At 36.0% G+C, this 22,780-nt stretch carries 17 protein-coding genes; 7 read left to right on the plus strand and 10 right to left on the minus strand.

The window, feature by feature from the left end:
- Positions 1 to 55 precede the first annotated feature (55 nt).
- Together DET49_RS00005 and DET49_RS00010 are read right to left on the minus strand one after the other, a co-directional pair.
- The gene (locus tag DET49_RS00005) at positions 56 to 2,530 is read right to left on the minus strand and encodes a hypothetical protein (RefSeq protein WP_133546100.1); all 2,475 of its coding nucleotides are present in this window, start codon (positions 2,528 to 2,530) and stop codon (positions 56 to 58) included.
- Positions 2,531 to 2,658: 128 nt separating this feature from the next.
- On the minus strand, positions 2,659 to 3,108 hold the full coding sequence (locus DET49_RS00010; protein ID WP_133546101.1) for a nucleoside deaminase: 450 nt from the start codon (positions 3,106 to 3,108) through the stop codon (positions 2,659 to 2,661).
- Positions 3,109 to 3,206: 98 nt separating this feature from the next.
- Between DET49_RS00010 and dxs the strand changes: the two genes are divergently transcribed.
- Together dxs and DET49_RS00020 are read left to right on the plus strand one after the other, a co-directional pair.
- Positions 3,207 to 4,985, plus strand: a complete 1,779-nt coding sequence (dxs, locus tag DET49_RS00015; RefSeq protein WP_133546102.1) for a 1-deoxy-D-xylulose-5-phosphate synthase — start codon at positions 3,207 to 3,209, stop codon at positions 4,983 to 4,985.
- A gap of 30 nt (positions 4,986 to 5,015) precedes the next feature.
- Complete coding sequence (locus DET49_RS00020; protein WP_133546103.1) at positions 5,016 to 6,038, plus strand: DUF3078 domain-containing protein; 1,023 nt, start codon at positions 5,016 to 5,018, stop codon at positions 6,036 to 6,038.
- 28 nt (positions 6,039 to 6,066) lie between these two features.
- Here DET49_RS00020 and DET49_RS00025 read toward each other — a convergent pair whose 3' ends face one another.
- From DET49_RS00025 to DET49_RS00045, 5 genes are all read right to left on the minus strand, one after another.
- Positions 6,067 to 7,413, minus strand: coding sequence for a deoxyguanosinetriphosphate triphosphohydrolase (locus DET49_RS00025; protein ID WP_133546356.1), 1,347 nt, complete (start codon positions 7,411 to 7,413; stop codon positions 6,067 to 6,069).
- Between the two features lie 202 nt (positions 7,414 to 7,615).
- On the minus strand, positions 7,616 to 8,551 hold the full coding sequence (locus DET49_RS00030; protein ID WP_133546104.1) for a ribonucleotide-diphosphate reductase subunit beta: 936 nt from the start codon (positions 8,549 to 8,551) through the stop codon (positions 7,616 to 7,618).
- A 577-nt stretch (positions 8,552 to 9,128) separates the two neighbouring features.
- Positions 9,129 to 9,308 carry a hypothetical protein gene (locus DET49_RS18620; RefSeq protein ID WP_243729469.1) on the minus strand — a complete coding sequence of 60 codons (180 nt, stop codon included), beginning with the start codon at positions 9,306 to 9,308 and terminating at the stop codon, positions 9,129 to 9,131.
- Positions 9,309 to 9,318: 10 nt separating this feature from the next.
- A complete protein-coding gene (locus tag DET49_RS00040; protein WP_133546105.1) occupies positions 9,319 to 10,143 on the minus strand; it encodes a DUF4412 domain-containing protein in 825 nt (274 codons plus the stop codon).
- A 206-nt stretch (positions 10,144 to 10,349) separates the two neighbouring features.
- Positions 10,350 to 10,913: a DUF3109 family protein gene (locus DET49_RS00045; RefSeq protein WP_133546106.1), complete on the minus strand. Its 564-nt coding sequence runs from the start codon at positions 10,911 to 10,913 to the stop codon at positions 10,350 to 10,352.
- Between the two features lie 739 nt (positions 10,914 to 11,652).
- On the opposite strand from DET49_RS00045, the gene DET49_RS00050 reads away from it, so the two are divergent.
- Both DET49_RS00050 and DET49_RS00060 read left to right on the plus strand, forming a co-directional pair.
- A complete protein-coding gene (locus tag DET49_RS00050) occupies positions 11,653 to 12,234 on the plus strand; it encodes a MarC family protein (protein ID WP_133546107.1) in 582 nt (193 codons plus the stop codon).
- A 195-nt stretch (positions 12,235 to 12,429) separates the two neighbouring features.
- Positions 12,430 to 13,035 (plus strand): FAD-dependent oxidoreductase, encoded by a 606-nt coding sequence (locus DET49_RS00060; RefSeq protein WP_133546109.1) that lies wholly within the window; start codon positions 12,430 to 12,432, stop codon positions 13,033 to 13,035.
- A gap of 306 nt (positions 13,036 to 13,341) precedes the next feature.
- Here DET49_RS00060 and DET49_RS00070 read toward each other — a convergent pair whose 3' ends face one another.
- The 3 genes from DET49_RS00070 to DET49_RS00080 all read right to left on the minus strand — a co-directional run bounded on the left by DET49_RS00070 (position 13,342) and on the right by DET49_RS00080 (position 16,010).
- Positions 13,342 to 14,931, minus strand: coding sequence for a S41 family peptidase (locus tag DET49_RS00070; protein WP_133546111.1), 1,590 nt, complete (start codon positions 14,929 to 14,931; stop codon positions 13,342 to 13,344).
- Positions 14,928 to 15,359 (minus strand): deoxycytidylate deaminase, encoded by a 432-nt coding sequence (locus tag DET49_RS00075; protein ID WP_133546112.1) that lies wholly within the window; start codon positions 15,357 to 15,359, stop codon positions 14,928 to 14,930. Before DET49_RS00075 ends, DET49_RS00070 begins: the two co-directional genes overlap by 4 nt.
- Positions 15,360 to 15,422: 63 nt before the next feature.
- Positions 15,423 to 16,010, minus strand: coding sequence for a HupE/UreJ family protein (locus tag DET49_RS00080; RefSeq protein ID WP_133546113.1), 588 nt, complete (start codon positions 16,008 to 16,010; stop codon positions 15,423 to 15,425).
- 341 nt (positions 16,011 to 16,351) lie between these two features.
- Here DET49_RS00080 and DET49_RS00085 point away from each other — a divergent pair, with 341 nt between their 5' ends.
- The 3 genes from DET49_RS00085 (at position 16,352) to DET49_RS00095 (ending at position 22,771) form a co-directional block, all read left to right on the plus strand.
- Positions 16,352 to 16,918 carry a PAS domain-containing protein gene (locus DET49_RS00085; protein ID WP_133546114.1) on the plus strand — a complete coding sequence of 189 codons (567 nt, stop codon included), beginning with the start codon at positions 16,352 to 16,354 and terminating at the stop codon, positions 16,916 to 16,918.
- Between the two features lie 751 nt (positions 16,919 to 17,669).
- Complete coding sequence (locus DET49_RS00090) at positions 17,670 to 20,945, plus strand: SusC/RagA family TonB-linked outer membrane protein (protein ID WP_133546115.1); 3,276 nt, start codon at positions 17,670 to 17,672, stop codon at positions 20,943 to 20,945.
- Positions 20,946 to 20,959: 14 nt separating this feature from the next.
- Positions 20,960 to 22,771 carry a RagB/SusD family nutrient uptake outer membrane protein gene (locus tag DET49_RS00095; protein WP_166636515.1) on the plus strand — a complete coding sequence of 604 codons (1,812 nt, stop codon included), beginning with the start codon at positions 20,960 to 20,962 and terminating at the stop codon, positions 22,769 to 22,771.
- Positions 22,772 to 22,780: the final 9 nt, after the last annotated feature.

A 22,780-nucleotide genomic window follows, 5' to 3' on the forward strand; every position in this document is an offset into this window, starting at 1 on the left:
ATTGGGCTGTTTTAGTGTTAGTAAAGAGACCGTCAAGCTCTTTAAATATAACACTTTACGCCCAATTCTTCTTTATATCCCATGAATTTTTCGGGTTAATTTTACTGGTATTATTAAAATCATAGATATCATTCTCTTCCCCTCCGATTACATTTATCCTTAAGGGTTCGCTGCCCTTGCCTGTGACTTTAAAAGTATCGTCTCCATCAAGGCCATAGATCCAAATTTCATCTGTTGCTTCAGAATTATAGAAGTTTTCAAAGACATTCTCATTATTTTTATTAACTAATGTAATTTTGGTAATACCGTTTTTCTTTCTTTCAATATTGAAAACATCATCTTCTTCAGTACCGGTTAACACTTGAAATTCCTGCAGATAATTATAATATCTTTGGGCGATATCTCCCAAATTTTCCCTTCTCGCTTTAAGGCTTGCTTTTATTTGCTCAATACTTTGATCTTTCGCTGCTTTAGGTAAAGCTTCAAAGGCAGTTTCTATTTGTTTATCGGTAAGCTTGGACTGAATAAAAGAAACTTGTTGCTGCCAATCCTTCCAATTTGATTCTTTGAGTAAACGTTGGTCTAAAGGATAACCTGAAAGGTTAAACCATTTTACGTTATCTACATTTTCATCGAAAGTTTCCATTTTTCTCACCGTGGGTAATCCCAGTTTTACTAAATCCGGAATAAAACCGTCATAATTAGGGAATGCAAAATCCCGGTCTCTAGGAATAGGTTTGTAAAGTTTTGTGCCATCTTCCTGGGTATGAAGAGCCCATCGCCACTGATCAAAATGTCGATCCCAATCCCCTATTAACATATCAACCAACCGGTTCTTTATATATTCCTCTTCATCGACCTGGATATTCTTGGATTCTTTCATTTCTTCAAGAAGATCTGTGGTGCTGATGATATTTTCCGGAGAGCCAAATAATTCAAATTCTTTATTTTCTGAACCTACGTGGGCTTCGAGCATATAGAGTTCCCCGCCATATTCATCGTTATTTAATCCCAGGGCTTTTTGCTTGGGAATGTAGAAAATTTCTGGTTTACCGGCCTTAATATTCAGTAAATCGTTGATATGCTTAAGCGAATAGCGGGCATAAGGATGTGCAGTAGTAAAAAGATCCATGGCATAACGCTGGGCCACGGTGTTTTCTATATAGTCTTTAATGTAGTGATCTTTTACTGCAGCGGCCTGTAAAAATCGGGTAGCACTTTTTCTTAATGCCCGTATTGTATACTCGTGATCATCTTTACTAATAAACCTAAGGGAACGTGATTGCATGCCACCACCTTCTTTTAATGGTTGAAGATTACCTTCTAAGGTGTCAAGAAATAACACCGGGGCTTTTATTTTTGTACTATAAACATCTCGATAAAAATCTCCAAAAAGCGTCTCATAAAGTCCCGATTTATCAGTTTCTTCCCTGGTGTAAATAGATGCGCTTATCGTATCGCCAATTTCTTCTTTGGTCTTAAAATCGATTTCGTCCCAGTTCGGTTCATCGCTTTTAATGGTTTTACTAAAAACGGGAGTGTCAGCATTATCAATTTCGTAGAGTTCGACTAAGGTTTCGTTATTTTTATGAGGGGTTAGTTTGGCATACCCTGCCTTGGTGGTTCCAAAATGTTCGTTTTCTTTCCTGATGCTTAGTTTTTCAGTTTTACCGGTTGTCCCACTTATAATTTGAGGAATACCGTCGTCTTCTAAATACTGTAAATTCCCATCAATACCTGATGCGAAAATAACATTGTCATAAAGACTGGCAAGAGTTTCTAATCTCCCACGTAAATACCGGAATGCCTCACTTTGATAATCCTGTGCAGAAAAAGCTCCAATTTTTTCAAAAAAGGATATCCTAGAATTGCTCATAACAGGATGTTGCATGGAAACAAAAATTGTTTTTCCATGGGCATCTTTAATGGCATCCTTAAATTCTGCAAAAAATTGTTCACGCGTTTTGATATCGCACCCTGTATTCATATTTGGATATTCGTCCCAATCTTGCAAATACCATTGTGTGTCGATGGTAACCAAAACAATACCTTCTGTAATTTCTTCATTTTCTATGGGACAGCCATCGTCTGGCCAAACTTCTACATTAGATTGGTTGTCCTGTAGAAAGGATTCCAGATCGTCTATTCGGTTTTGTCCACCTTCATTCCATTCATTTTGTCCCGGTGTTAAAACTACTTTTCCGTTAAACTCTGCCAGGGCATCCAGTAAATTCTTTTTCAGAAAATGCTTTTGTTTTTCCCGTTCTCCTTCTGGTAAAAACCCTCTGGATGTTATAAAATTTCCGGGAATCAATAAAGTAGCTGATTTATCATTTTTGGAAGCCTTAATTATTGCTTTCAATAGTTTTTGACCTTCTACTGTTAGATCTTCACCAATATTTCCAGCAACATAAAAACTATGCTCAAAGGATTCAATCTCTTCCTTTTCGGAAGAAAGCTGAGCAGAAGCCGATAATCCAGTAATTAAAAATATAAGTGTCAGCTTAAGAAGTCCTTGAGTATTTCCCATAAATGAAATAATGTAATTTGATTTAGAACAAACATCAAATCTTTTGAAAAAATGCAAATTGGCAATAACTTTTAACGGATTATAACACTTGGCTTTAGTAAGTCTTTAACTTTTAAAAAAACCTATCACTAGTTTAAATTTCTTCTTTCGATGAAAAAGCGTTTCAGTAAGTTTGAGGCTTCTGCGGCTAATACACCGGATTTTATTTCAGTTTTTGGGTGCAGTTTTACTCCGGTTTTTCGGTATCCTCTTTGAAGATCTTCTGCAGCAAAAATAAGTTTAGAGAGTTGACTCCAGTATAAAGCTCCAGCGCACATTTGGCAGGGCTCGAGGCTCACATACATGCGGCAATCTTTCAGGTATTTCCCGCCAAGAAAACTGGCTGCGGCGGTTATGACCTGCATTTCAGCATGTGCCGTAACATCGTTAAGCGTTTCGGTTAAATTATGACCGCGCGCAATAATTTGATTATTGATTACCACTACAACCCCAACAGGTATTTCACCTTTTTCAAAAGCTTTCTCGGCTTCATCCAGGGCTTTTCGCATAAAATATTTGTCGTCGTAAGGCTGCAGCATTTTGGTTGATTTTTCTGTTTGAAAGATAAAAATTAAAAATTTAGCTTCTGAAGAAATACTTACAAGAAATATCTTTCCAAAGCTTAACTTTGTGCATTATGGATCGTAAGATTTTAGAAGATATACATTCCCCAGAAGACCTGCGGAAACTCCCACCTGATAAATTAGGGTTAGTGGCGGCAGCTCTTAGGAGATTCATCATAGATGTTGTAGCTACAAAAGAAGGACATTTAGGGGCCAGTCTTGGGGTAGTGGAATTAACTATAGCTTTGCATTATGCTTTTAACACGCCAGAGGACCTATTGGTTTGGGATGTTGGTCATCAGGCATACGGGCATAAGATTTTGACGGGCAGGCGAGAGAATTTTCACACCAATAGAAGGTTGAATGGTATTAGTGGATTTCCAAAACGCGAAGAAAGTCCTTACGATACATTTGGAGTGGGGCATTCTTCCACCTCAATTTCGGCAGCCTTGGGAATGGCCATAGCCTCAAATCTTAAAGGACAATTTAATAGGCACCATATAGCGGTGGTGGGAGACGCTTCTATTGCCAGTGGGATGGCTTTTGAAGGATTAAATCATGCGGGAGTAACAAATGCGAATTTATTGGTGGTTCTTAATGATAACGCCATTGGAATAGATCCTAGTGTTGGGGCTCTAAAACAGTATCTTACTAAAGCCAGGGTAGGTTATAAGCCCAAACAAAGCAATATTATTGAAGCTCTCAATTTTAAATATTTTGGACCTGTAGATGGTCATGATCTCGCCGGCTTGCTTGAAGTTTTCGAAAAGATGAAAAACATAGCGGGGCCAAAATTTCTTCACGTAATTACGACAAAGGGTAAAGGCTTAAAAAAAGCTGAAGAAGATCAAGTAAAATATCATGCGCCGGGGAGATTCAAACCTGATACCGGTGAACTTCTACCTTATGATACCGCTGCACTCCCATTGAAATACCAAGATGTATTTGGACTCACTTTAGTAGAATTAGCTAAAAAGAACAAAAGGATTATCGGAATTACACCTGCTATGCCCACCGGAAGTTCTCTCAAATTTATGATGCAGGTTTTTCCTGAACGAGCATTTGATGTTGGAATAGCCGAACAGCATGCGGTAACGCTTTCCGCAGGAATGGCGACCCAGGGTTTTATAGTTTTTTGCGCCATTTACTCAACTTTTTTACAAAGGGCGTATGACCAGGTAATTCACGATGTTGCTCTTCAAAAATTACCAGTTATTTTTTGCCTTGATAGAGCAGGTCTCGTGGGTGAGGACGGTGCTACCCATCATGGGGTTTTTGATATTGCTTATTTACGGTGTATCCCGAATATTATAATTGCTGCACCTAGTGATGAAACTGAACTTAGAAATATGCTTTATACGGCTCAACTCGGTTTAAGTCTTCCCATGGCAATTAGATATCCCCGTGGTAGAGGAGTTAAATTGGATTGGGAAACCCCTTTTCAAAAAATTCAAATTGGAAAAGCCAGGTGTTTACAGAAGGGTATTAAAATTGCTGTATTAAGTGTTGGAAATATGGTACAGAATGTATCCAAAGCCATAGAGAATATTAAAGTTGAAAAGATCGGACATTATGATATGCGATTTGTAAAACCCTTAGATGAAGATGTTTTACACGCCGTATTTAAAAAATACAAAGCTATTATTACTATTGAAGATGGTGTAGTAACGGGTGGCTTTGGTAGTGCTGTTTTAGAATTTGCTGCCCGGTCCAATTATAAATCAAAAATCAGGAATTTAGGTTTACCTGATGAGTTTATAGAACAGGGAAATATAGATGAGTTACAAGAAATTGCAAAAATTAACGTTGAATATATTGAGGAAGAAATAGTGTCTCTTCTTCAAAATATTTAATTTTGCAATTCCGACAATCTAAATTAACCAATGAAATTCAAAGTCTTATGTCTTTTAGCCCTTTTAGTGCATTTAAATTTAACCGCAAAAAATTCTTTTTCAGATTATTATCCTGACTATTATACCGATACTATAAAGCCTTCAGATTCTTTGAAAGTGGTTAAGGATACCACCGAGGCAGATTCCGTGGTGGTGGTTTTTTGGACAGAAAAAAATCAAGTAGGTGTTAATATTAGTGAGGTCGCTTTTATTAATTGGAGTGCTGGAGGGAATAATTCAATTTCAGCATTGGTGTACGGTACTGCCGAGCGAAATTATAAGAAAGATGATCTTTTCTGGCGTAACAAAGCCTTGGTGCGTTACGGAATTAATTCTCAGGAAGGACAGGAGCTTAGAAAAACCGAGGATGAGTTACGATTAAGCTCTTCTTTTGGTTATAGAAAAGATTCAACTTCTAACTGGTTTTATTCGGCAAAATTTGATTTTAATACACAGTTTACGAACGGATACAGATACCCTGATACCAATAGCCCAATTTCGAAATTCATGGCACCGGGTTATTTATTTTTAGGAATTGGGACTGAATATTCAGATCCTGTGGAAGATCTTAAGGTATATATTTCTCCGGTAACCCAAAAATCTACCTTTGTGCTTGCTCAGAGACTGGCCAATGAAGGCATGTTCGGAGTGACAGGTGCAGTTCGTGATAGCCTTGGAAATATTATTGAGGAAGGAGAAAATGTACGAACAGAATTCGGTTTCCTGGTGACAAGTGATTTTTCCAAAGAGGTATTTGAAAATGTTGAGGTAGATAACCAGTTGAGTTTGTATTCAGATTACCTGAATAAATTTGGCAATATTGATGTTGAATGGCAATTAAATGTGAATCTAAAGGTTAACGATTTTATAAAGGCCAATGTAGGTTCTCATTTACGTTATGATGACGATGTGAAATATAAGCAGGATATTGATGGGGACGGGGAATTGGAGACTACAGGAGCCAGGATTCAGTTCAAACAAATGTTAGGCGTCGGACTCGTCTATGAATTTTAAGGCGGCCGGTTGCCTAAGCCGGCATTTTTTACAATTTAATTCCTTTATATTTTTTAAATGAAGCAACTGTAAAACCATCGGTTAATGAAGCGGTATAGGAACAAATTTCCAATAAACGTCTGTAAATCGAATTCTCTTCCTGCAAATAATTTAAATGTGGCGCAGATTTTAAAACGAGTTGATTAAAGTTAGAATCTTCATGACCTTTCTTCGGAAGCAGCGCTTCCGTATAAGTGTCTAAAAGATGCGAGAGCATTTTATAACCAGCAATTTCTTTACTAATCACCTCTTCGCTCTGGTAAATTTTTTCGATACTAATTTTAATAATATCGTCTATTTGAGCTTCATACTTGCTCTTATCCAACAAGCCTTGATGGAATTTTCCAGCAAGAATTGCCTCTTCATTTTTTAGAAAAGTTTCCACGGCTTCTGTTATTAAGGTATTTATGGCAAGTGCTCTTAAGTAGCTAAGCCTATCCGCTGTATTGGTAAGGCTATTATATTTGGTAGTATTTATTTTGTCTTTAACGAGTTTAATAAGATACTCCAACGCATAATCTTCCTCTATGAGCCCAAGATTTATACCATCTTCAAAATCGATAATGGTATAACAAATATCATCGGCAGCTTCAACCAAAAATGCCAGAGGGTGTCGATTATAACTTGAATCTTTATTTTTTCCAGTCTCTAAAAGACCTAGTTCTACAGCCACTTCTTTAAAAATCTCTTTTTCAGTTTGAAAAAAACCAAATTTCTTGTCCGCTACATTTTGTGTGGGTTTATGCGGGAGGGATTCTTTGGGATATTTTATAAAAGCCCCCAGGGTGGCATAAGAAAGTCGAAGCCCGCCAGCGATTCCCGGTTTGTTCTGAGTAAGAATCTTAAAGCCATTGGCGTTTCCTTCAAATTTCACAAGATCTTGATATTCTTTTGAAGAAAGTTCATCTTTAAAACGTCTCCCATTTCCGTGGCTAAAATATTCCCCGATAGCTTTTTCTCCAGAATGCCCAAAAGGAGGATTCCCTATATCGTGAGCGAGCGCGGCGGCAGCTACAATAGCTCCAAAATCATTCATTTTGTAAGCGTGTGTCTTTTCTAGTTGTGGGTGTTTTTCTAGAATTTTTTGGCCTGCTAGCCTGCCTAAAGATCGTCCCACTACTGAAACTTCTAAACTATGGGTTAAGCGGGTGTGAACAAAATCAGTTTTAGAAAGTGGAATCACCTGTGTTTTGTCCTGCAAACTCCTAAAAGGGGAAGAGAATATTATTCGGTCGTAATCTACTTCAAATCCTAAACGGGTTTCGTCCTGTTCTTTTCTCAACCTCTTATTTGTATCTCCAAAACGTTTTAAAGAAAGGAGTTGTTCCCAGTTCATCATAATTTAATTCCTGTTTATAGTAGAAATTTCTAATTCTACTCCAAAAATAAAAAAAGCTATAAGAATATAAGCTAGAAGATTGCGAATTGCTGGAGGTAACTATGAGTTTTATTAACTGTTTTAATGAAGAAGCCCGGGGGGAGGCTTTAAAAAAAACTGAAACAAGACCACATTGGGGATCATGGCCCTTGTTTCAGTTTTATAAATCAGTATTTTTACTGATCTTACTAAATTTTTCGTCAGATTTACTACTGCTTGTAAAGTCTTTTGCTCGTTTTTCTAATAGATTTTCTTTTGCCGCTTCTTCTGTATCCCAAATTTTGTCTACCATTAAATCTGTAAATAACCTGTTGCTTTCATAATCAAGATAATCGTTTAAAGACTTCGGTTTTAACCCAATTAAGTCCAGAGGGAGGAAATTAGCAATAACTTCTTTTTCTATAGCAACCGCTTCACTAATAATTTGAAAAACTTTTTTATCTGAAATATCCTCTGAAAGATGATTTCTAAATAACTGTGTAGCAAAATCGCGATGTAGGGCTTTATCCCGGTAAATCATTTCATAGGTATAACTAAGACCGGGCATTAAGCCGCAGTTTTTAATCCAGAAAATCGCGGCAAAACCACCATAGGAAAAAATACTTTTGGCTGTGGCAAGAGCGACTAATTTCTCGGAAAATGAGTTGCTATTAGGCCATTTGCTTATCCAGTCTTCTCTTTTTGTGGTAGCTGGAAAATTTAAAACCTCCTTAAAAACTTCTTCCTGCTCGGTGCTGGTTAAAAAGGAATTCAAACAAATTCCATAAGCTTCTGTATGGGTATTTTCCATTACCACCTGCAAATCGAGAAAAGATTTTGCTTCTGGAAGCTTGATGTCTTCACTAAGTTTTTTGGTGGACTTTCCATTGAGGTTATGTTCCGTATGAAGTATTAAACCAATGATTTTATTTAGCAATAAACGTTTATCTTCACTTAATTCCTTTTGGTCTAATAAATCCTGATGAATATCTATAGCTCCTGAAGTCCAGAAATTCGCTTCAATTGCTTTATAAGAATCCCAAATATCATTGTGTTTTACAGGAAAAATTACAAATCGGTCTTTGTTATCCCGGAGTAGGGGTTCCTGTTTACTCATGAAAGCTAAAATTATGGGTTTTGGGTATAAACAAAGATTATGAAAAATTCTGATGTTGTTAATAATTGTTATTTAAGATATTCACAAAGTTTTCAACACAAAAAGCTGGGAATTAGTGTTTTGAACCTATTTTTCTGCTTTTTGTCGATTTAGGATGTTATTTTGTTGAAAACTGGTAGATCAACAATTCTTAAAGACTGAAAGTAAAATTCATTTTTGGGTTTATCTGTAACCGAGCGGTTTTTCTCAGACGGTAAAGACCGGGTTATTTAATTACAATTATTTTCAATTTTAGGTATTCAGGAAAGCAAGGAAATTCTGGAAACGGATTTTAGTAAATCTAAGCTTCTGATACATTCCTTAGAACCGAATAATAATTAAATAAACAAAGATTTTGGTTAATTACATATTTGCGAACCACTTTTCAAATTGATGACCCAGAATGGGGACTGGTTTTAATTTTTGGTTTATTGCATTTATAAGACCCATTATCCATAAATATAAAAGGAAAATAGATCCTAAAAAGCTCAGTACCCAACCTAAAATTGGGATCATGCCTATAATGAAAAGTCCCAAGCTAATTACTACAAAGTCCAAGGGATTGTTTGATGTGAAAACTTGCAAATTCATTCCTTTTGTCATTGTTTAAAACAAATGCCACTACAAGTCCAATTACAGTTAGATAAGCAATAATGGCTATAGTTTTAGGATCGAAAGTGCTCCTGGTTTCTTTATTTTGTGCGTTTGAGTTCTCCATGATTCTCCATTTATTTTGCAGTAGCAAGAGCGGTATAATTTTCTTTATCTATTGAAAAAGATCTTTTCTCCAATCCCGTACACCGCATATTTGCGGTTTGATTTGGATTGTTTTTATCAATCATTTGCATTTCCATCATCAGAGCATCACCCTCTTCCAGCCAATCAGTATTCCAGCCTTCAGGAATATTGCTTTTTTTATCTGTATACATATTGGCGAAAGAAATTGGTGCCTGCTGAGTAAGGTAGAAGGTGAATTTGTGTTCATTAGTTTCAGTTTCATAGCCCTGGCATTGAAAACCCAAGATATCTTTTGTCCCAATTTTCTTCAATTCTGCATTTTCATAGGGACCTGTTGCCTTCGCAGAATTAGTAAGATCATCTATTTTGCTGGCGGTTATAAAATTATTTTCTCCTGAGTTGAAGTACATAATACTAAGTTTTCTTTCCATATCAAGGATCATAAAAACTCCTTCAGCATGAGGCATTCGCATACCGAAATAAGGAGCATCTTCTTTTAAAAGATAGGTCATATTGACCGTACCTTCACTGGTCTCCATATTTAATTGATATTCCCAATCAAAATCATAAGATTGAGGAACTTCACTTATATCCACACGCTTGGCACCCATTGGTATCGGGCTGTTTTTTAAATTGGTCTCCCACATTTTATTAAGGGATTCGTTGGCCTCGTGAGCTGCTTTATCCGAAATATTTTCGGTAACTGCATGTTCCACTTTTTTTTCAATTTTCTCCTTTAATTTTTTTAGAAACTGGGCTTCCATTGTGGAAATAGAGAATAGCAGCGAAAACCCCAGCAAGATTAGTTTTTTCATAATTTTTCAATTTAGATAATAAAATAATTTGTAAGCCTTTAGCTTATAAGGTAGGGGCAGGATTCGATAAAATGTAGGGGTATTGAAAAAACGGTTTGTGAACTGGCCGATTTTTGGGGCTATAATTTGAATTACAAGATACTAAATCTTTCAGAAATATTTTAATTTTTCTGAAAAATCAGTCATGAGGGAATATGGGTAATTTTTTAAAGCTCTTTGGCTGCTTCTTCTAATTCCTGGTACCAATCTTCGCCAAATTTTCTGACCAAAGCGTCTTTGGTGAATTTATAAACAGGAACCTGAAGCTCAGCCCCCAGGCTGCAAGCATCGTCACAAATTTGCCATTTATGGTAGTTTATCGCAGAAAATTCGGAATATTCCTGTATCCGTATTGGGTATAAATGACAGGAAATAGGTTTTTTAAAATTGATATCACCCTGGTTATAGGCTTCTTCAATCGCGCAAAGCGCGGTTCCTTTTTCATCAAAAGTTACATATGCACAATCAGCGCCATCTATTAACGGAGTTTCAATCTCATCTAAATCGGTGGTGATATAACTTCCTTGTTTTTCTATGGCCTCTATCCCTTTTTGACGTAAATAAGGTTTGACTTTTGGATAAATCTCGTCTAAGATTTGTCTTTCTTCTGGTGCTACGGGGGCACCGGCATCACCGTCCACGCAACAAGCACCTTTACAAGCTGAAAGGTTACACACAAAATCTTTGGTCAAGATCTCTTCAGAAACTATCGTTTTTCCTATTTGAAACATAACCGCAAATATAAATTTAACTTCCCTGATTGAGAAAGTTTTAATCTATAAATCTTTGATGGTTTGTAATTATTAATGTATTGTCTTAAAAAAATCCATAGCGGTCAATAGCTTCCTTGGCTATCGTGGTACTAATTTCAGATTAGGTTCCAGAATTAATTAATTTTTCAGCCCGTCATTATTTTATACTTGTGATCAAATTTTAAATTGATGGATCATTTATAGACCTATGGGAATTCAATATAGAGAGAAAAGTTTAACCCACTTTTGATTCAAAATTAATAGCACGGACCAGGTTATGCCATAATTGATATTGAGTATATATACTACAGATGGCCTCTGCAAAATGACCGGTTCCTGATATTTTTATTAATGACAACCCTCTATATGCTACCTTTGGGAAATTACATTAAATAGGTTCTTTTTAAATATTTGGAAATCGAACTTTGGCTTTGGTACTTATGGTCTTTAGCTTTCCTTAACCGGTTTTAATTGATCAGAAGGATTAAGTTTCTAAATAAGGAAAGCCATAAAGTCATCATCGCTGGAATGCAATTAAAATTTCCCATCTCATTTCATCTTTAGTTTTAGATAGTCTTATTACTGGGAATATTCAAAAATAGCTGGTATTGAAGTTCTTAAGGGAAAGGATAAATTTTAATAAAAATTTTACCTGCTAATTGCTTGATTCTCTGTTTTTAAAAATTACTTTTGCGCAAAATTTTTCAAATAGGGAGTTATGTGGAAATTATTAAACGCAAAAGAGATATTTACTGCAGGAATGATTCTTTTCGCGGTAATTGACATTATTGGGAACATCCCAATTATTATAGACCTGCGTAAAAAAGTAGGACATATTCAAAGTGAAAAGGCATCGGTAGTCGCCGGGATTATTATGATCGTTTTTCTTTTTGTAGGAAAGGAAATCCTAAATCTTATCGGTATCGATGTGAATTCCTTTGCTGTAGCCGGTGCATTTATATTATTTTTTTTAGCCCTCGAGATGATTTTAGGCATTACCCTTTATAAAGATGATGAACCCGAAACCGCTTCCATTGTTCCGTTAGCATTTCCATTAATTGCCGGTGCGGGTACCCTTACTACTTTGGTTTCCCTACAGGCGGAATATGAAGCGATAAATATTATTGCTGCTATACTTATCAATATTATCTTTGTATATATGGTTCTTAAATCTTCAACTAAGATTGAAAGAGTTTTAGGAAGTCAAGGGATTAGCGTAATTAGAAAAGTATTTGGTGTAATTTTGCTCGCCATTGCAGTAAAATTATTTGCCACTAACATTCAGAGTTTATTTACATGAAGTTGTTTATTTATACCGTAATTTTTTTAGCGATTGTAATTATTGCCTATAGCGCAACGATTTTGAATTTTGATGATCTATTAAAGGGGGATAGCGGTACCGCCGTTCTGATTATTGTTGGTAGCCTTTGCCTTATAATCCTAATGGGAATTTTATTAACATCACGAACGATTGCAGAAAAGCACAATTCCTAGGATGAATTTTGACGTGCTTATTATTGGTGGTGGTGCAGCAGGAATGTCTTGCGGACTTATTTTAGGATCTGCTCTTGAGAATAAGGTAGTCTCCAATAAAAATATAGGAATAATTATTCATCAAAAAACTTCACACTTAAATTCCGCGTTATTGAATAATGTATTAGGAGTTGAACCTGGAACTTCAGGTCAACAAATTCTTAAAGAAGGAGCGCTACATTTAAAAGAAAGATATCCCCAAGTCCGACAAATTGATAAAGAAAAGGTTAGGGAAGTTATTCAATTACAAAAGGGTTTTCAGGTAGTCACCAACAAGAATATTTACAAAACTGAAATTGTTGTGATGGCTACTGGTTATACCAGTCCTTTCAGAATAAAAGGATTTGAAGATAAAGTTATTCCTCATAAAAAGGCCAAAGCTTCCAAAGAGCGCATTCAGTTAGAAAATGAAGATCATCGTATAAAACCAGGCTTATATGTGGCGGGAAGTCTTGCAGGCTGGCGAAGTCAATTTTCTATAGCCTGTGGTAGCGGTGCTAGTGTAGCAACAGATATTCTTAGTTTGTGGAAAGGAGCTCACACAAAAGTTCACGATAAACTTTTATAACATATAGTAACCTGTTATCATTAATGGAATCGAAGAAACCATTAAAATTAAACAAGTGCGATGCGCTCTTCGATATAAAAGAGCAAGCCTTAATTTTTTTCGAAACTCTTGATCTTCGGTATTTTTTATCTGTTTTTTAATGCTTGCTACGGAGACATTAGAGGAAGTAACGAGTATTTCTTTTTGAAGGAAGAGTAGGGCACTATTGTCCAGCAGCCTGAAACTTACAGCTACTATGAAGAAAAATAACGGCGAAACCGTACAAAAGATTATAAGATTTTCATTAAAACCAGTCACGACTGCAATCTATTCATTTTTTTTCGATAATTCAAGCACTTTTTCGATTGCAGGGTCATTTTCATTGATCAATTTCTCAAAAGCAGTAGTGCCATATAATTGTTGTGCAATTACTGCTTTCAGGTACTGTTTTAGAAGTGGATTCTGTTTATTTAAATTAAGCCTGTAATTTCCTTTACCTAAAAACTTTATAAAATCTCCAGCCATCTCGTCTGTGATTTTTACTTTACTTTCAAAATTCTTGCGCTTAATATTATTATAAAAAGTACGATTTTCTTCAAGAACATTAAAAATAAACCGACTCATATACCCACCGTGTAATAGTAATTTAATTTTATTTCTTTCACTATCGGTATCCAGTGGGATAAAGACATCGGGTATAATTCCACCGCCACCATATACCACATTACCCTCTGGGGTTTCGTACCTAAGTGAATCATTTACGTTAATACTATCTACGCTAATTAGCTCTCCATTTTTATAACGTCGCATATAGTCCTTAAAATAACTTTCGTTTCCATTATCATAAGGTTTTTGAATGGACCGACCAGTTGGTGTATAATAGCGGGCAATGGTTAATCTGACGGCGCTACCATCCCCCAAAGCCATTTCGCGCTGCACAAGACCTTTTCCGTATGATCTGCGTCCTACAATGGTGCCGCGATCATTATCCTGTAGCGCCCCAGCAACAACTTCACTTGCTGAAGCAGAATTTTCGTTAATCAATACATAAAGATCTCCTTTTTCTAAAAGCCCTTTTCGTTTGGAATAAGTTTTATCAACTGCACCGCTTTTATTTTTTGTAAATAGGATTAACTTTTCATCTTCCAGAAATTCATCTACAATTTTTATAGCTTCTGAAAGATATCCTCCGGGATTGTCACGAAGATCCAAAGCAATTTCATTTGCCCCCTTTTTTTTGAGTTTCTTTAAAGCGCTTTTAAACTCCTGAAAAGTCGTTTCAGAAAATCTATTTACTTTTATATAACCCAAATCCGGTGATAACATATATGCAGCATCTACACTCTTTAGAGGAACTCTACCGCGCTTTACATTAAAGGTCAACAGGTCTTCAATTCCCTGTCTTTTAACTTTAAGTGTTACCTGTGAATCTTCTTCTCCTTTTAAGTGTTTTGTTAAAGAGTCTGTGCTAATATCTTTATTAAAAAGAGGAGTGCCATCTGCATATAGAATACGATCTCCGCCTCGAATTCCTATTTTTTCACTTGGTCCCCCTTCCAAAGCTTGAATCACAACTACTGTATCGTTTACATTGTAAAAGCTTACCCCTATTCCCACAAAATCACCTTGCATATTTTCTACTACTCCAGCATATTCTTCTTTTGGAATATAGACGGAATGAGGATCGAGATTTTCCAATATCCTATTTACGGTAACGTCTACAATGCTATCAGTGTTAACATCGTCTACATATTCATATTCTATATAGTCGATAAGCCGGTTGAGTTTTTGTTTTTTCGGGTTGGAAGAAAATAAAGCATCAGAGGAAGAGAAATCCAATAATCCGCCAAGTAAAACCCCCATAGCACATGCGGTGGCGAGAAGAATAGGCAATATTATTTTTTGTTTTTTATTCAAACTTCTAGATCGTTTATTTGTTCCAGTTTTACGCCGGCTTTTTCCAGGAATTCCAATCCGGAATTATCTTTATAATCTATATGATAAACCAATCTGGTGATTCCTGCTTGATGGATTAACTTACTGCATTCCTTGCAGGGTGACATTGTAATATAAAGGGTAGCTCCATTGCAGGACTGGGTAGAACCTGCAACCTTTAAAATAGCGTTGGCTTCTGCGTGTAACACATACCATTTGGTATATCCTTCATCATCTTCACAATAATTCTCAAATCCAGTAGGCGTCCCATTATAGCCATCTGAAATTATCATTCTATTCTTTACAATAACTGCGCCAACCTGCTTTCTTTTACAGTGTGATAATTTACTCCATTCCCGGGCAATTCTTAAATATGCCCTATCGTATTTCAATTGTTTTTTCTTATCCATAAAGTACTGATATCTGGCATTTTGAAGCGCGATTTTTCGCCTGTAATTTAATTTGCTAATTTATTAAATAGCCAGAAAATTCTCCTGAAGAATTGGTAAAATAATACCAATAACTATTGCTGAGGTCACTAATACCCAATCTCTTCTTGAAACCGAAAGGATATTTTGTGCAATAAACCCGAGAATAATGACAGCAAGAACGACTATTACCTGAGCAGTTTCGATTCCTAAAGCAAATTCCAGAAGCGGTAATAACTTACTGTCGGAATTTGAAGCAAGCATTTTAAAGTAATTTGAAAAACCAAGTCCGTGTATTAAGCCGAAAAAAATGGTAGTGAAATAAAGCGGATTATGACTTTTATTGCGTTCTTTTTTATTTACAGTAATTATATTGTATAGTGCAGTAAGAATTATGGTTACAGGAATTAGTAATTCTACCCAGGCTGGATCTACTTTTACAATGCCATATACCGATAGAAATAATGCTAAAGTATGGCCGATGGTAAACAAGCTAACAAGCCAGATAATTCGTTTCCAGCTACTAAAACTGTAGGCTGCTACCAGAACAATTAGAAACAAAATATGGTCGTAAGCCTGCCAGTCCAGAACATGTTCCAGACCCAATCTAAAATACAGCCAGAATTGGGACATATCTAAAATATTAGAAAAACCGAAAGTACAACTTATTCATAAAATTGCAAAAGCTTTTGGACTCCTCAATTCGACGACTTGATGAAGGAGTTTTCCGGATGAATGATGCTTGGGTAAAGATGATTTTTTGGAAGAATTTAGGGGTATTACATTTTACTTTTGCAATAGGACTTATATAGATTTTCCCAGAAGTGTCTAAGTTTATTCTTAAAAGATACAACATTAACGTTGGTTTAAAAGATGTTGAATAGGATTTTAAGTAATTTTGTTTGTTAATCGAATTTCAAAATTGATTAATAAATATGAAAACCTGAGTTCGTTTTCTTACAAAACATATGGCTATGAAGAAGAATCTTATGAATATGCAATGTCTTGATATCTATCTCTCGTCTTTAAGTAAAGAAGAGTTTTTAGAAATCGAACACGAGCTTATTGTTTCTGATATAAAACTAATGCCACTTCGTAGTTGGGATATTTATAATGATTTTTATGGTCGGCATTTATCGATATTAAAACAACAAAATGCCATAAATTCCTTTAAAGAATTAGCAAATAAATTCGGCTGGAAAAATGATTGGGATGATGTATTTAAAGATAAAACTTTTGATGCTCTTGTTTTAACTAATCAGGAAGCTAAAATACAATGGGTAAGCGCTGGTTTTACCGAAATGACTGGTTACAGCAGTAGTTTTGCCATAAATAGAACCCCTCATTTTTTGCAGGGTAAAGAAACTGACAGAATTGTATTAAACCGAATTAAAAATAAACTGTCCCGCGAGCAGCCTTTCACTGAAATTGTGGTGAATTATAAAAAAGATCAAACTCCATATAAGTGTGAAATCAGTATTATCCCCTTAATAAATAATAAAACCATCCATTATTTAGCCTTGGAGCGCCAGGCTGGTTAAGAATCAAAATATTTAAGAAACATTATTGATGTAGCCATTATTAGAGATAAGAACTAATCAATGGTATTTTATTAGCTCCTCGAAAATCTTCAGTCGCGTCCTCTGAGAACCGAATATCCAAGCTGCTAAGATTTTTGGATTTTAACCAGTTATAATTGGCCTTAGGTTACAACCTTTTTGAAAAGGAAAAAAGACTATTTTTCGTTTTGGGTTCCGGGTAATACGGTCCATTTTAAAGTCCTGATTTTTTAGAAGTACCGTAATGCTTATTGGTGTCAAGCCTGTTTCCGGCTACTGACAAGGATTCCGGACTGGATTACATACATTCTTCCATCCATCTATCCCAAGATATTTCTTAAATAAAAAAATTAATAGTTCCCTGTTTATGAGATTATTATAGTTTAATAATAATGATGGTATCGATTACATTAATAACTATTATTCCCTTTTAATATGTGATAACATTAAAATTTAGGCTGCTAAACTGAATATTCACGCCCATTTAGAGCTCTTTATAGGAATAATATCAATTTTTATATAAAAATATTTTGGAAATGTTAATTAAATGTTTACGTTTGTGTAATCGATTACAATTTTAATTTAGTTAAGAGCCGAAAGTCTCTTAATTAAATCAATTGATGCGAAATCGATATAGTTATAGAATTTTGATGTTTGAGAGAATTTCACCTATAAAATTCGCAATAACTAATTAACCAATAATGAAAACTATTAATAATCAAAAAGATCAGTTATGCATCAAAAATTGCTGAGGCTACCCAGAAAACAATTATTCTTTTTAGGGGTGTTTATTTGTTTCTGTGCTCAATTAAATGCTCAGGAGAATCAAGTGACGGGAACTATTACAGATGCTGAAACGGGGGAACCTGTGCTTGGCGTTAATGTAATTGAAAAAAACACATCAAATGGTACCACCACAAACTTTGATGGTGAATACTCCATTGAACTGATTGATAGTCCCTCTACGCTTGTTTTTTCATACTTAGGCTATAAGACCTTGGAAGTTCAGGCCAATGAAGGAGAGGAGATTAATGTGGTTATGGAACCAGATATGGATCAATTAGAAGCTGTTACTTTAATTGATTACGGGTATGGAAAAGTTAGAAAAGAAGATATGACCGGGGCAGTTGCAAGTATTGGGAGTGAAGAACTATCCAAAATACCAGTGGCCAGTGTTGCTCAGGCATTAAGCGGAAGGCTCCCAGGGGTTAATGTAACAACAGCTGATGGAGCTCCAGGTGCTCAGGTTAGTATCAGAATAAGAGGAGGAGGGTCGATTACACAATCAAACGAGCCACTGTATGTTGTTGATGGATTTATTGTTGATGGTATTAATGATATTCCGCCAACCGATATTGAAAGTATTAATGTTCTAAAAGATGCAGCATCTACCGCTATCTATGGTGCCCAGGCAGCCAATGGTGTGGTGGTTATAAATACGAAAGATCCTAAGGCTGGAAAAACGACCGTATCCTACAACAATTTTTTTCAATTTAATAATTTTCCAGAAGATAGGAGCTATGATGTATTATCTCCATATGAATATGTTTTTGCGAATTATGAATATGCAAAACTTCAATCTCAAACTTCACTTGAAAATTTTGAACGATACTTCGGGGTATATGGCGATATTGATATTTACAGAAACAGGCCTGGAACGGATTGGCAGGATAAGCTTTTTGGAGATGCGAGATTATCTCAGTACCACAACCTAACAATATCAGGAGGTTCCGAAAGGACAAAGATGAATTTGAGTATTACCCATAATGAGGATGAGGGTTTAATGATAAATTCTGCCTTTGAGCGTACTGCAATTAACTTCAAATTGAATCAACAACTTATTGAAGATAAACTAGATGTAGATGTATCTGCGAGGATAACAAATATGGTTACTGATGGAGCTGGAACTTCAACCAATGCTCAGATTAAAATTGGTGATGCAGTTCAGGCAAGACCAGTAAATGGGATTGCCGATGATTTAGAAATTGATCTTAATCAAGTCAATGTAAATGACGATTTTCAATCCTTTCTTTTAAGTTTAATAAGTCCTTTAGAACTAGCAAAACAGGATTGGCGAAAAAGAGATGAAAATAGATATGTTTTAAATGCAGGAATAAATTGGTCTATCATAGAGCAATTACGCTTTAGAAGTACCTTTACTACTCAGAAAAACTTCTATGAGGATAAAAGATTTTATGGTCCTTTAACAGGGGAATCTTTTAATAATGGTAGTAGTATGCCATTAGGTCAAAAAACAATTAGTACCACCAATTCTTACAGATGGTTAAACACTTTAAATTTTGTTTATAATGAATGGGAAAATCATAGAATTGATTTCCTTTTAGGGCAAGAACTTTACTCTACTGAGGGGGAGCAAACTTTTATGAGAGCAGAGGAATTTAGGTTGTCCATTACTCCAGAGGAACTCTTTGCAAACATGTCCTTTGGTACATTTGATAGGTTGAGTACTGCTAATTCCACTCCAATCAATAGGCTTTCTGTATTTGGAAGATTAGACTATCAGTTTCAAGATAAGTATTTAGCAACACTTACTTTTAGGGCAGACCAGTCAAGTAAATTTTCAGAAGATAATAGATTGGGCTTGTTTCCTGCACTCGCATTAGGTTGGAAAATTTCAGAAGAGCCGTTTTTACGAGATAGTGAATTTGTAAACAATTTAAAGCTTCGTTTAAGCTACGGACAAACTGGAAATGATCGTATTAGCTCTACCGCGACTCAGTTTTTGTTTAGCCCTGAAACATTTAGAGGCCCTGGATTTAATGGAAGAGAGCAGGTTTATTACAGCCCGAGCAGTGATGTGCTGTATAACCCAAATTTAAAATGGGAAACTACAATAAACAGAAACTTAGGGCTTGATTTCGCTCTAGCACAGGAAAGTATTGTAGGGAGTCTAGATGTTTATTACAATACCACCAAAGACCTTTTATTACAATCAGCTATCCCTCCAACTTCAGGATTCAATACTCAATGGAATAATATAGGTAGTACTTCAAATAAAGGTATCGAATTAGGTGTTAATGCTTATTTAGTGGATAAAGAAGATTTGACGTTTTCGACTAGTTTTAACATAGGAAGGAATATTGCAGAAATTGAAGAACTAGATGGAACGGATGAACGTTTCTTTCAGTCTGGATGGGCAAGTACAGATTTAAATAACATAAATGATTATTACCTAAGGGTAGGCGGGACTATAGGTGATATCTATGGTTATGTTACTGACGGCATGTACGATGAAGAAGACTTTGCTGGCTATGACCAGGCAAGCGGAGAGTACATTTTAAATGATGGAGTCCCAAATTCCGGCCAGGTTGTTGGCAACCCAGATATTAGACCAGGTTTTTTGAAACTTAAAGATTTGAATGATGATGGGCTTATAGATGCCAATGATAGGCAAGTTATAGGGAATGCCTTACCAGATTTTCAAGGTGGACTTGGGTTTAATGCCAGGTATAAAGGTTTTGATGCCTCGATATTTTTTAATTTCCAGTATGGAAACGATGTGTATAATACTGGAAAAATTCAGTTTAATCAATTTAGAAGGGTCACATATGGAAACCTTTTGAACACGATGAATTCTGATAATCGTTATACATATATTGATGTAGATGGGCAGTATACAGGTACACCGGGTGAAGTTGTAACCGATTTAGATCAATTAGCAGATTTGAACCAAGATAAAGATATTTGGTCACATGCCAGTCATGGGATTGCAGGTGCAGTGGTGCATTCCTGGGCAATTGAAGATGGTTCTTTTTTAAGGTTAAATAACCTGACCTTCGGATATACCTTGCCATCTGACCTTATTTCTAAGGTGGGGCTAAGCAATTTTAGAATTTATGCAGCAGGCAGAAATTTATTCGTTTGGACAAATTATTCGGGCTATGATCCAGAGGTGAATAGTTCAAACAGTGGACTGACTCCGGGAGTGGATTTTTCATCTTATCCTAGAAGTAGAACGTATACATTAGGTGTGAACCTTACCTTTTAATATAAAATAAACAAATGATGAAAAATAAATTATTCATAACAATTATCGCTGTGACTCTTTTTGCAGCTTGCGAAGAGGATTTTATGGATCCGCGATCTATTTCAACATTTAATAATGAATATATATTTTCTAATGTTGATGATGCACGAAATGCAGTAAATGCTATTTACTCTCACTTTAATCAAGATGCTTTTAGATCTCGACTTTCTAACAATATGACTGGAAACACGGATATTGAACATCAATCTGGCTGGACTAGTAATGCAGATCGTTATCAAATATGGAATTTAGAAGCATTAACAACCAATAGGGATCTTGATATAGTCTGGACCTATGCTTATCGTGCCATTAGAGATGCCAATATCGCAATTGAGGGGATCCAAGAATCTGGTAATCTGGAGGCTTCAGATGAAAATGTACGAAGAACTTTTAATCATCTTTTAGGAGAAGCTTACACCCTTAGAGCCTATTGGTATAGTATGCTTATTTTCCATTTTGGAGATGTTCCCTACATTACTGTAGCTCCTAAAGCAGGGGCAGATCTTAATCAGCCTAAGACTGACAGAAATGTTATTTTGACAGGTGTTATTCAGGATATGATTGATGCAGAGGCCAATATGATGTGGGCCGATCAATTACCGTATGGAGCCGAGCAGGTAAATAGAGAATATACTTTAGGAATGATTGCCAGGCTTTCTTTGCAAAGAGGAGGTTACTTTTTAACTCCGGAACTAACAATGGAGCGAGAGGGAGATTACCTTGATTATTATCAAATTGCCAGGGAATATACCCGAAAATTAATGGAGCTCAAAGACAGGCAGTTACCTGTAGATTATAGACAAATTTTTGTGAACCAACATAATGGTAAATCTCCTGTAAATAGTGATGTTCTTTTTGAAGTTCCATTTGGCCAGGGTCAGGGAGATGTTGGTTGGAATATTGGAGTTACCGTGGAAGGAGGACCAACGGCATCTCACGATTATGGTTCCGGTGGGAATTATATGCAAATGCCTATAAGTTATTATCTTTCTTTTGACGAGGAAGATAAGCGCAGGGAGGTTACTACAAGCTTATATCAAATTAACACAGATTTTCAGCAGGAATTTATTGAACCCTCCTATAATATTGCACAGGGCAAATGGAACCGTGCCTTATTAGATCCGCCACCTGGATCATCTTCTGCAAAAGGAACAGGTATTAACTGGCCTATGATGAGATATTCCGATGTGATCCTGATGTTCGCAGAAGCGGAAAATGAAATAAATGGTCCTACGGCTGAAGCACAGGAAGCACTCAAAAGAGTAAGAAGAAGAGCTTTTGATGATGTTGACTGGCCTGAAAATGTAGACCAATATGTGGCTAATGTTTCAACATCCAAAGAAAGTTTTTTTGAGGCAATTGTAGATGAAAGAGCTTGGGAATTTGGTGGTGAAATGATAAGGAAATACGAACTTATTCGTTGGGGTATCTATTCAGAGAAGGTTCAGGAAACCGTAGAAGAACTTAAAAACCTGGCAGATGCCGCTTTTAATGGAACCACAGATGAACCAATCTATATGTATTGGAAAACCGATGAGGATGGTGATTTTATAATCTATAACAGAGATGAAAATGTTATTGCTCCACCAGATGACACCTGGATGCAAGCGCCATTCGTCCTAAGTTTACACAGTGACGAAACCCAATATCAGGAATTTATTCTGAAGGATTGGGAGAATTATATAAATGGACCTCAACCAGGGGTAGTTAGATACATTTTTCCAATCCCGAACGTAGCTATAGAAAATAGCCGTGGAGTATTGCAAAATGATGGCTACGGATTTTAATTATAACCT

The sequence above is a fragment of the Salegentibacter sp. 24 genome (genome assembly GCF_004362395.1).
Lineage (GTDB): Bacteria > Bacteroidota > Bacteroidia > Flavobacteriales > Flavobacteriaceae > Salegentibacter.

Bases quoted from the DNA above. Each gene is read 5' to 3' on its own strand.
- DET49_RS00050 (WP_133546107.1), top strand. From the start codon at position 11,653: ATGTGGAAATTATTAAACGCAAAAGAGATATTTACTGCAGGAATGATT.
- DET49_RS00005 (WP_133546100.1), bottom strand. From the start codon at position 2,530: ATGGGAAATACTCAAGGACTTCTTAAGCTGACACTTATATTTTTAATT.
- DET49_RS00060 (WP_133546109.1), top strand. From the start codon at position 12,430: ATGAATTTTGACGTGCTTATTATTGGTGGTGGTGCAGCAGGAATGTCT.
- DET49_RS00045 (WP_133546106.1), bottom strand. From the start codon at position 10,913: ATGTTTCAAATAGGAAAAACGATAGTTTCTGAAGAGATCTTGACCAAA.
- DET49_RS00095 (WP_166636515.1), top strand. From the start codon at position 20,960: ATGATGAAAAATAAATTATTCATAACAATTATCGCTGTGACTCTTTTT.
- dxs (WP_133546102.1), top strand. From the start codon at position 3,207: ATGGATCGTAAGATTTTAGAAGATATACATTCCCCAGAAGACCTGCGG.
- DET49_RS00025 (WP_133546356.1), bottom strand. From the start codon at position 7,413: ATGAACTGGGAACAACTCCTTTCTTTAAAACGTTTTGGAGATACAAAT.
- DET49_RS00090 (WP_133546115.1), top strand. From the start codon at position 17,670: ATGCATCAAAAATTGCTGAGGCTACCCAGAAAACAATTATTCTTTTTA.
- DET49_RS00010 (WP_133546101.1), bottom strand. From the start codon at position 3,108: ATGCTGCAGCCTTACGACGACAAATATTTTATGCGAAAAGCCCTGGAT.
- DET49_RS00080 (WP_133546113.1), bottom strand. From the start codon at position 16,010: ATGTCCCAATTCTGGCTGTATTTTAGATTGGGTCTGGAACATGTTCTG.
- DET49_RS00030 (WP_133546104.1), bottom strand. From the start codon at position 8,551: ATGAGTAAACAGGAACCCCTACTCCGGGATAACAAAGACCGATTTGTA.
- DET49_RS00020 (WP_133546103.1), top strand. From the start codon at position 5,016: ATGAAATTCAAAGTCTTATGTCTTTTAGCCCTTTTAGTGCATTTAAAT.
- DET49_RS00040 (WP_133546105.1), bottom strand. From the start codon at position 10,143: ATGAAAAAACTAATCTTGCTGGGGTTTTCGCTGCTATTCTCTATTTCC.
- DET49_RS00075 (WP_133546112.1), bottom strand. From the start codon at position 15,359: ATGGATAAGAAAAAACAATTGAAATACGATAGGGCATATTTAAGAATT.
- DET49_RS00085 (WP_133546114.1), top strand. From the start codon at position 16,352: ATGAAGAAGAATCTTATGAATATGCAATGTCTTGATATCTATCTCTCG.
- DET49_RS18620 (WP_243729469.1), bottom strand. From the start codon at position 9,308: ATGGAGAACTCAAACGCACAAAATAAAGAAACCAGGAGCACTTTCGAT.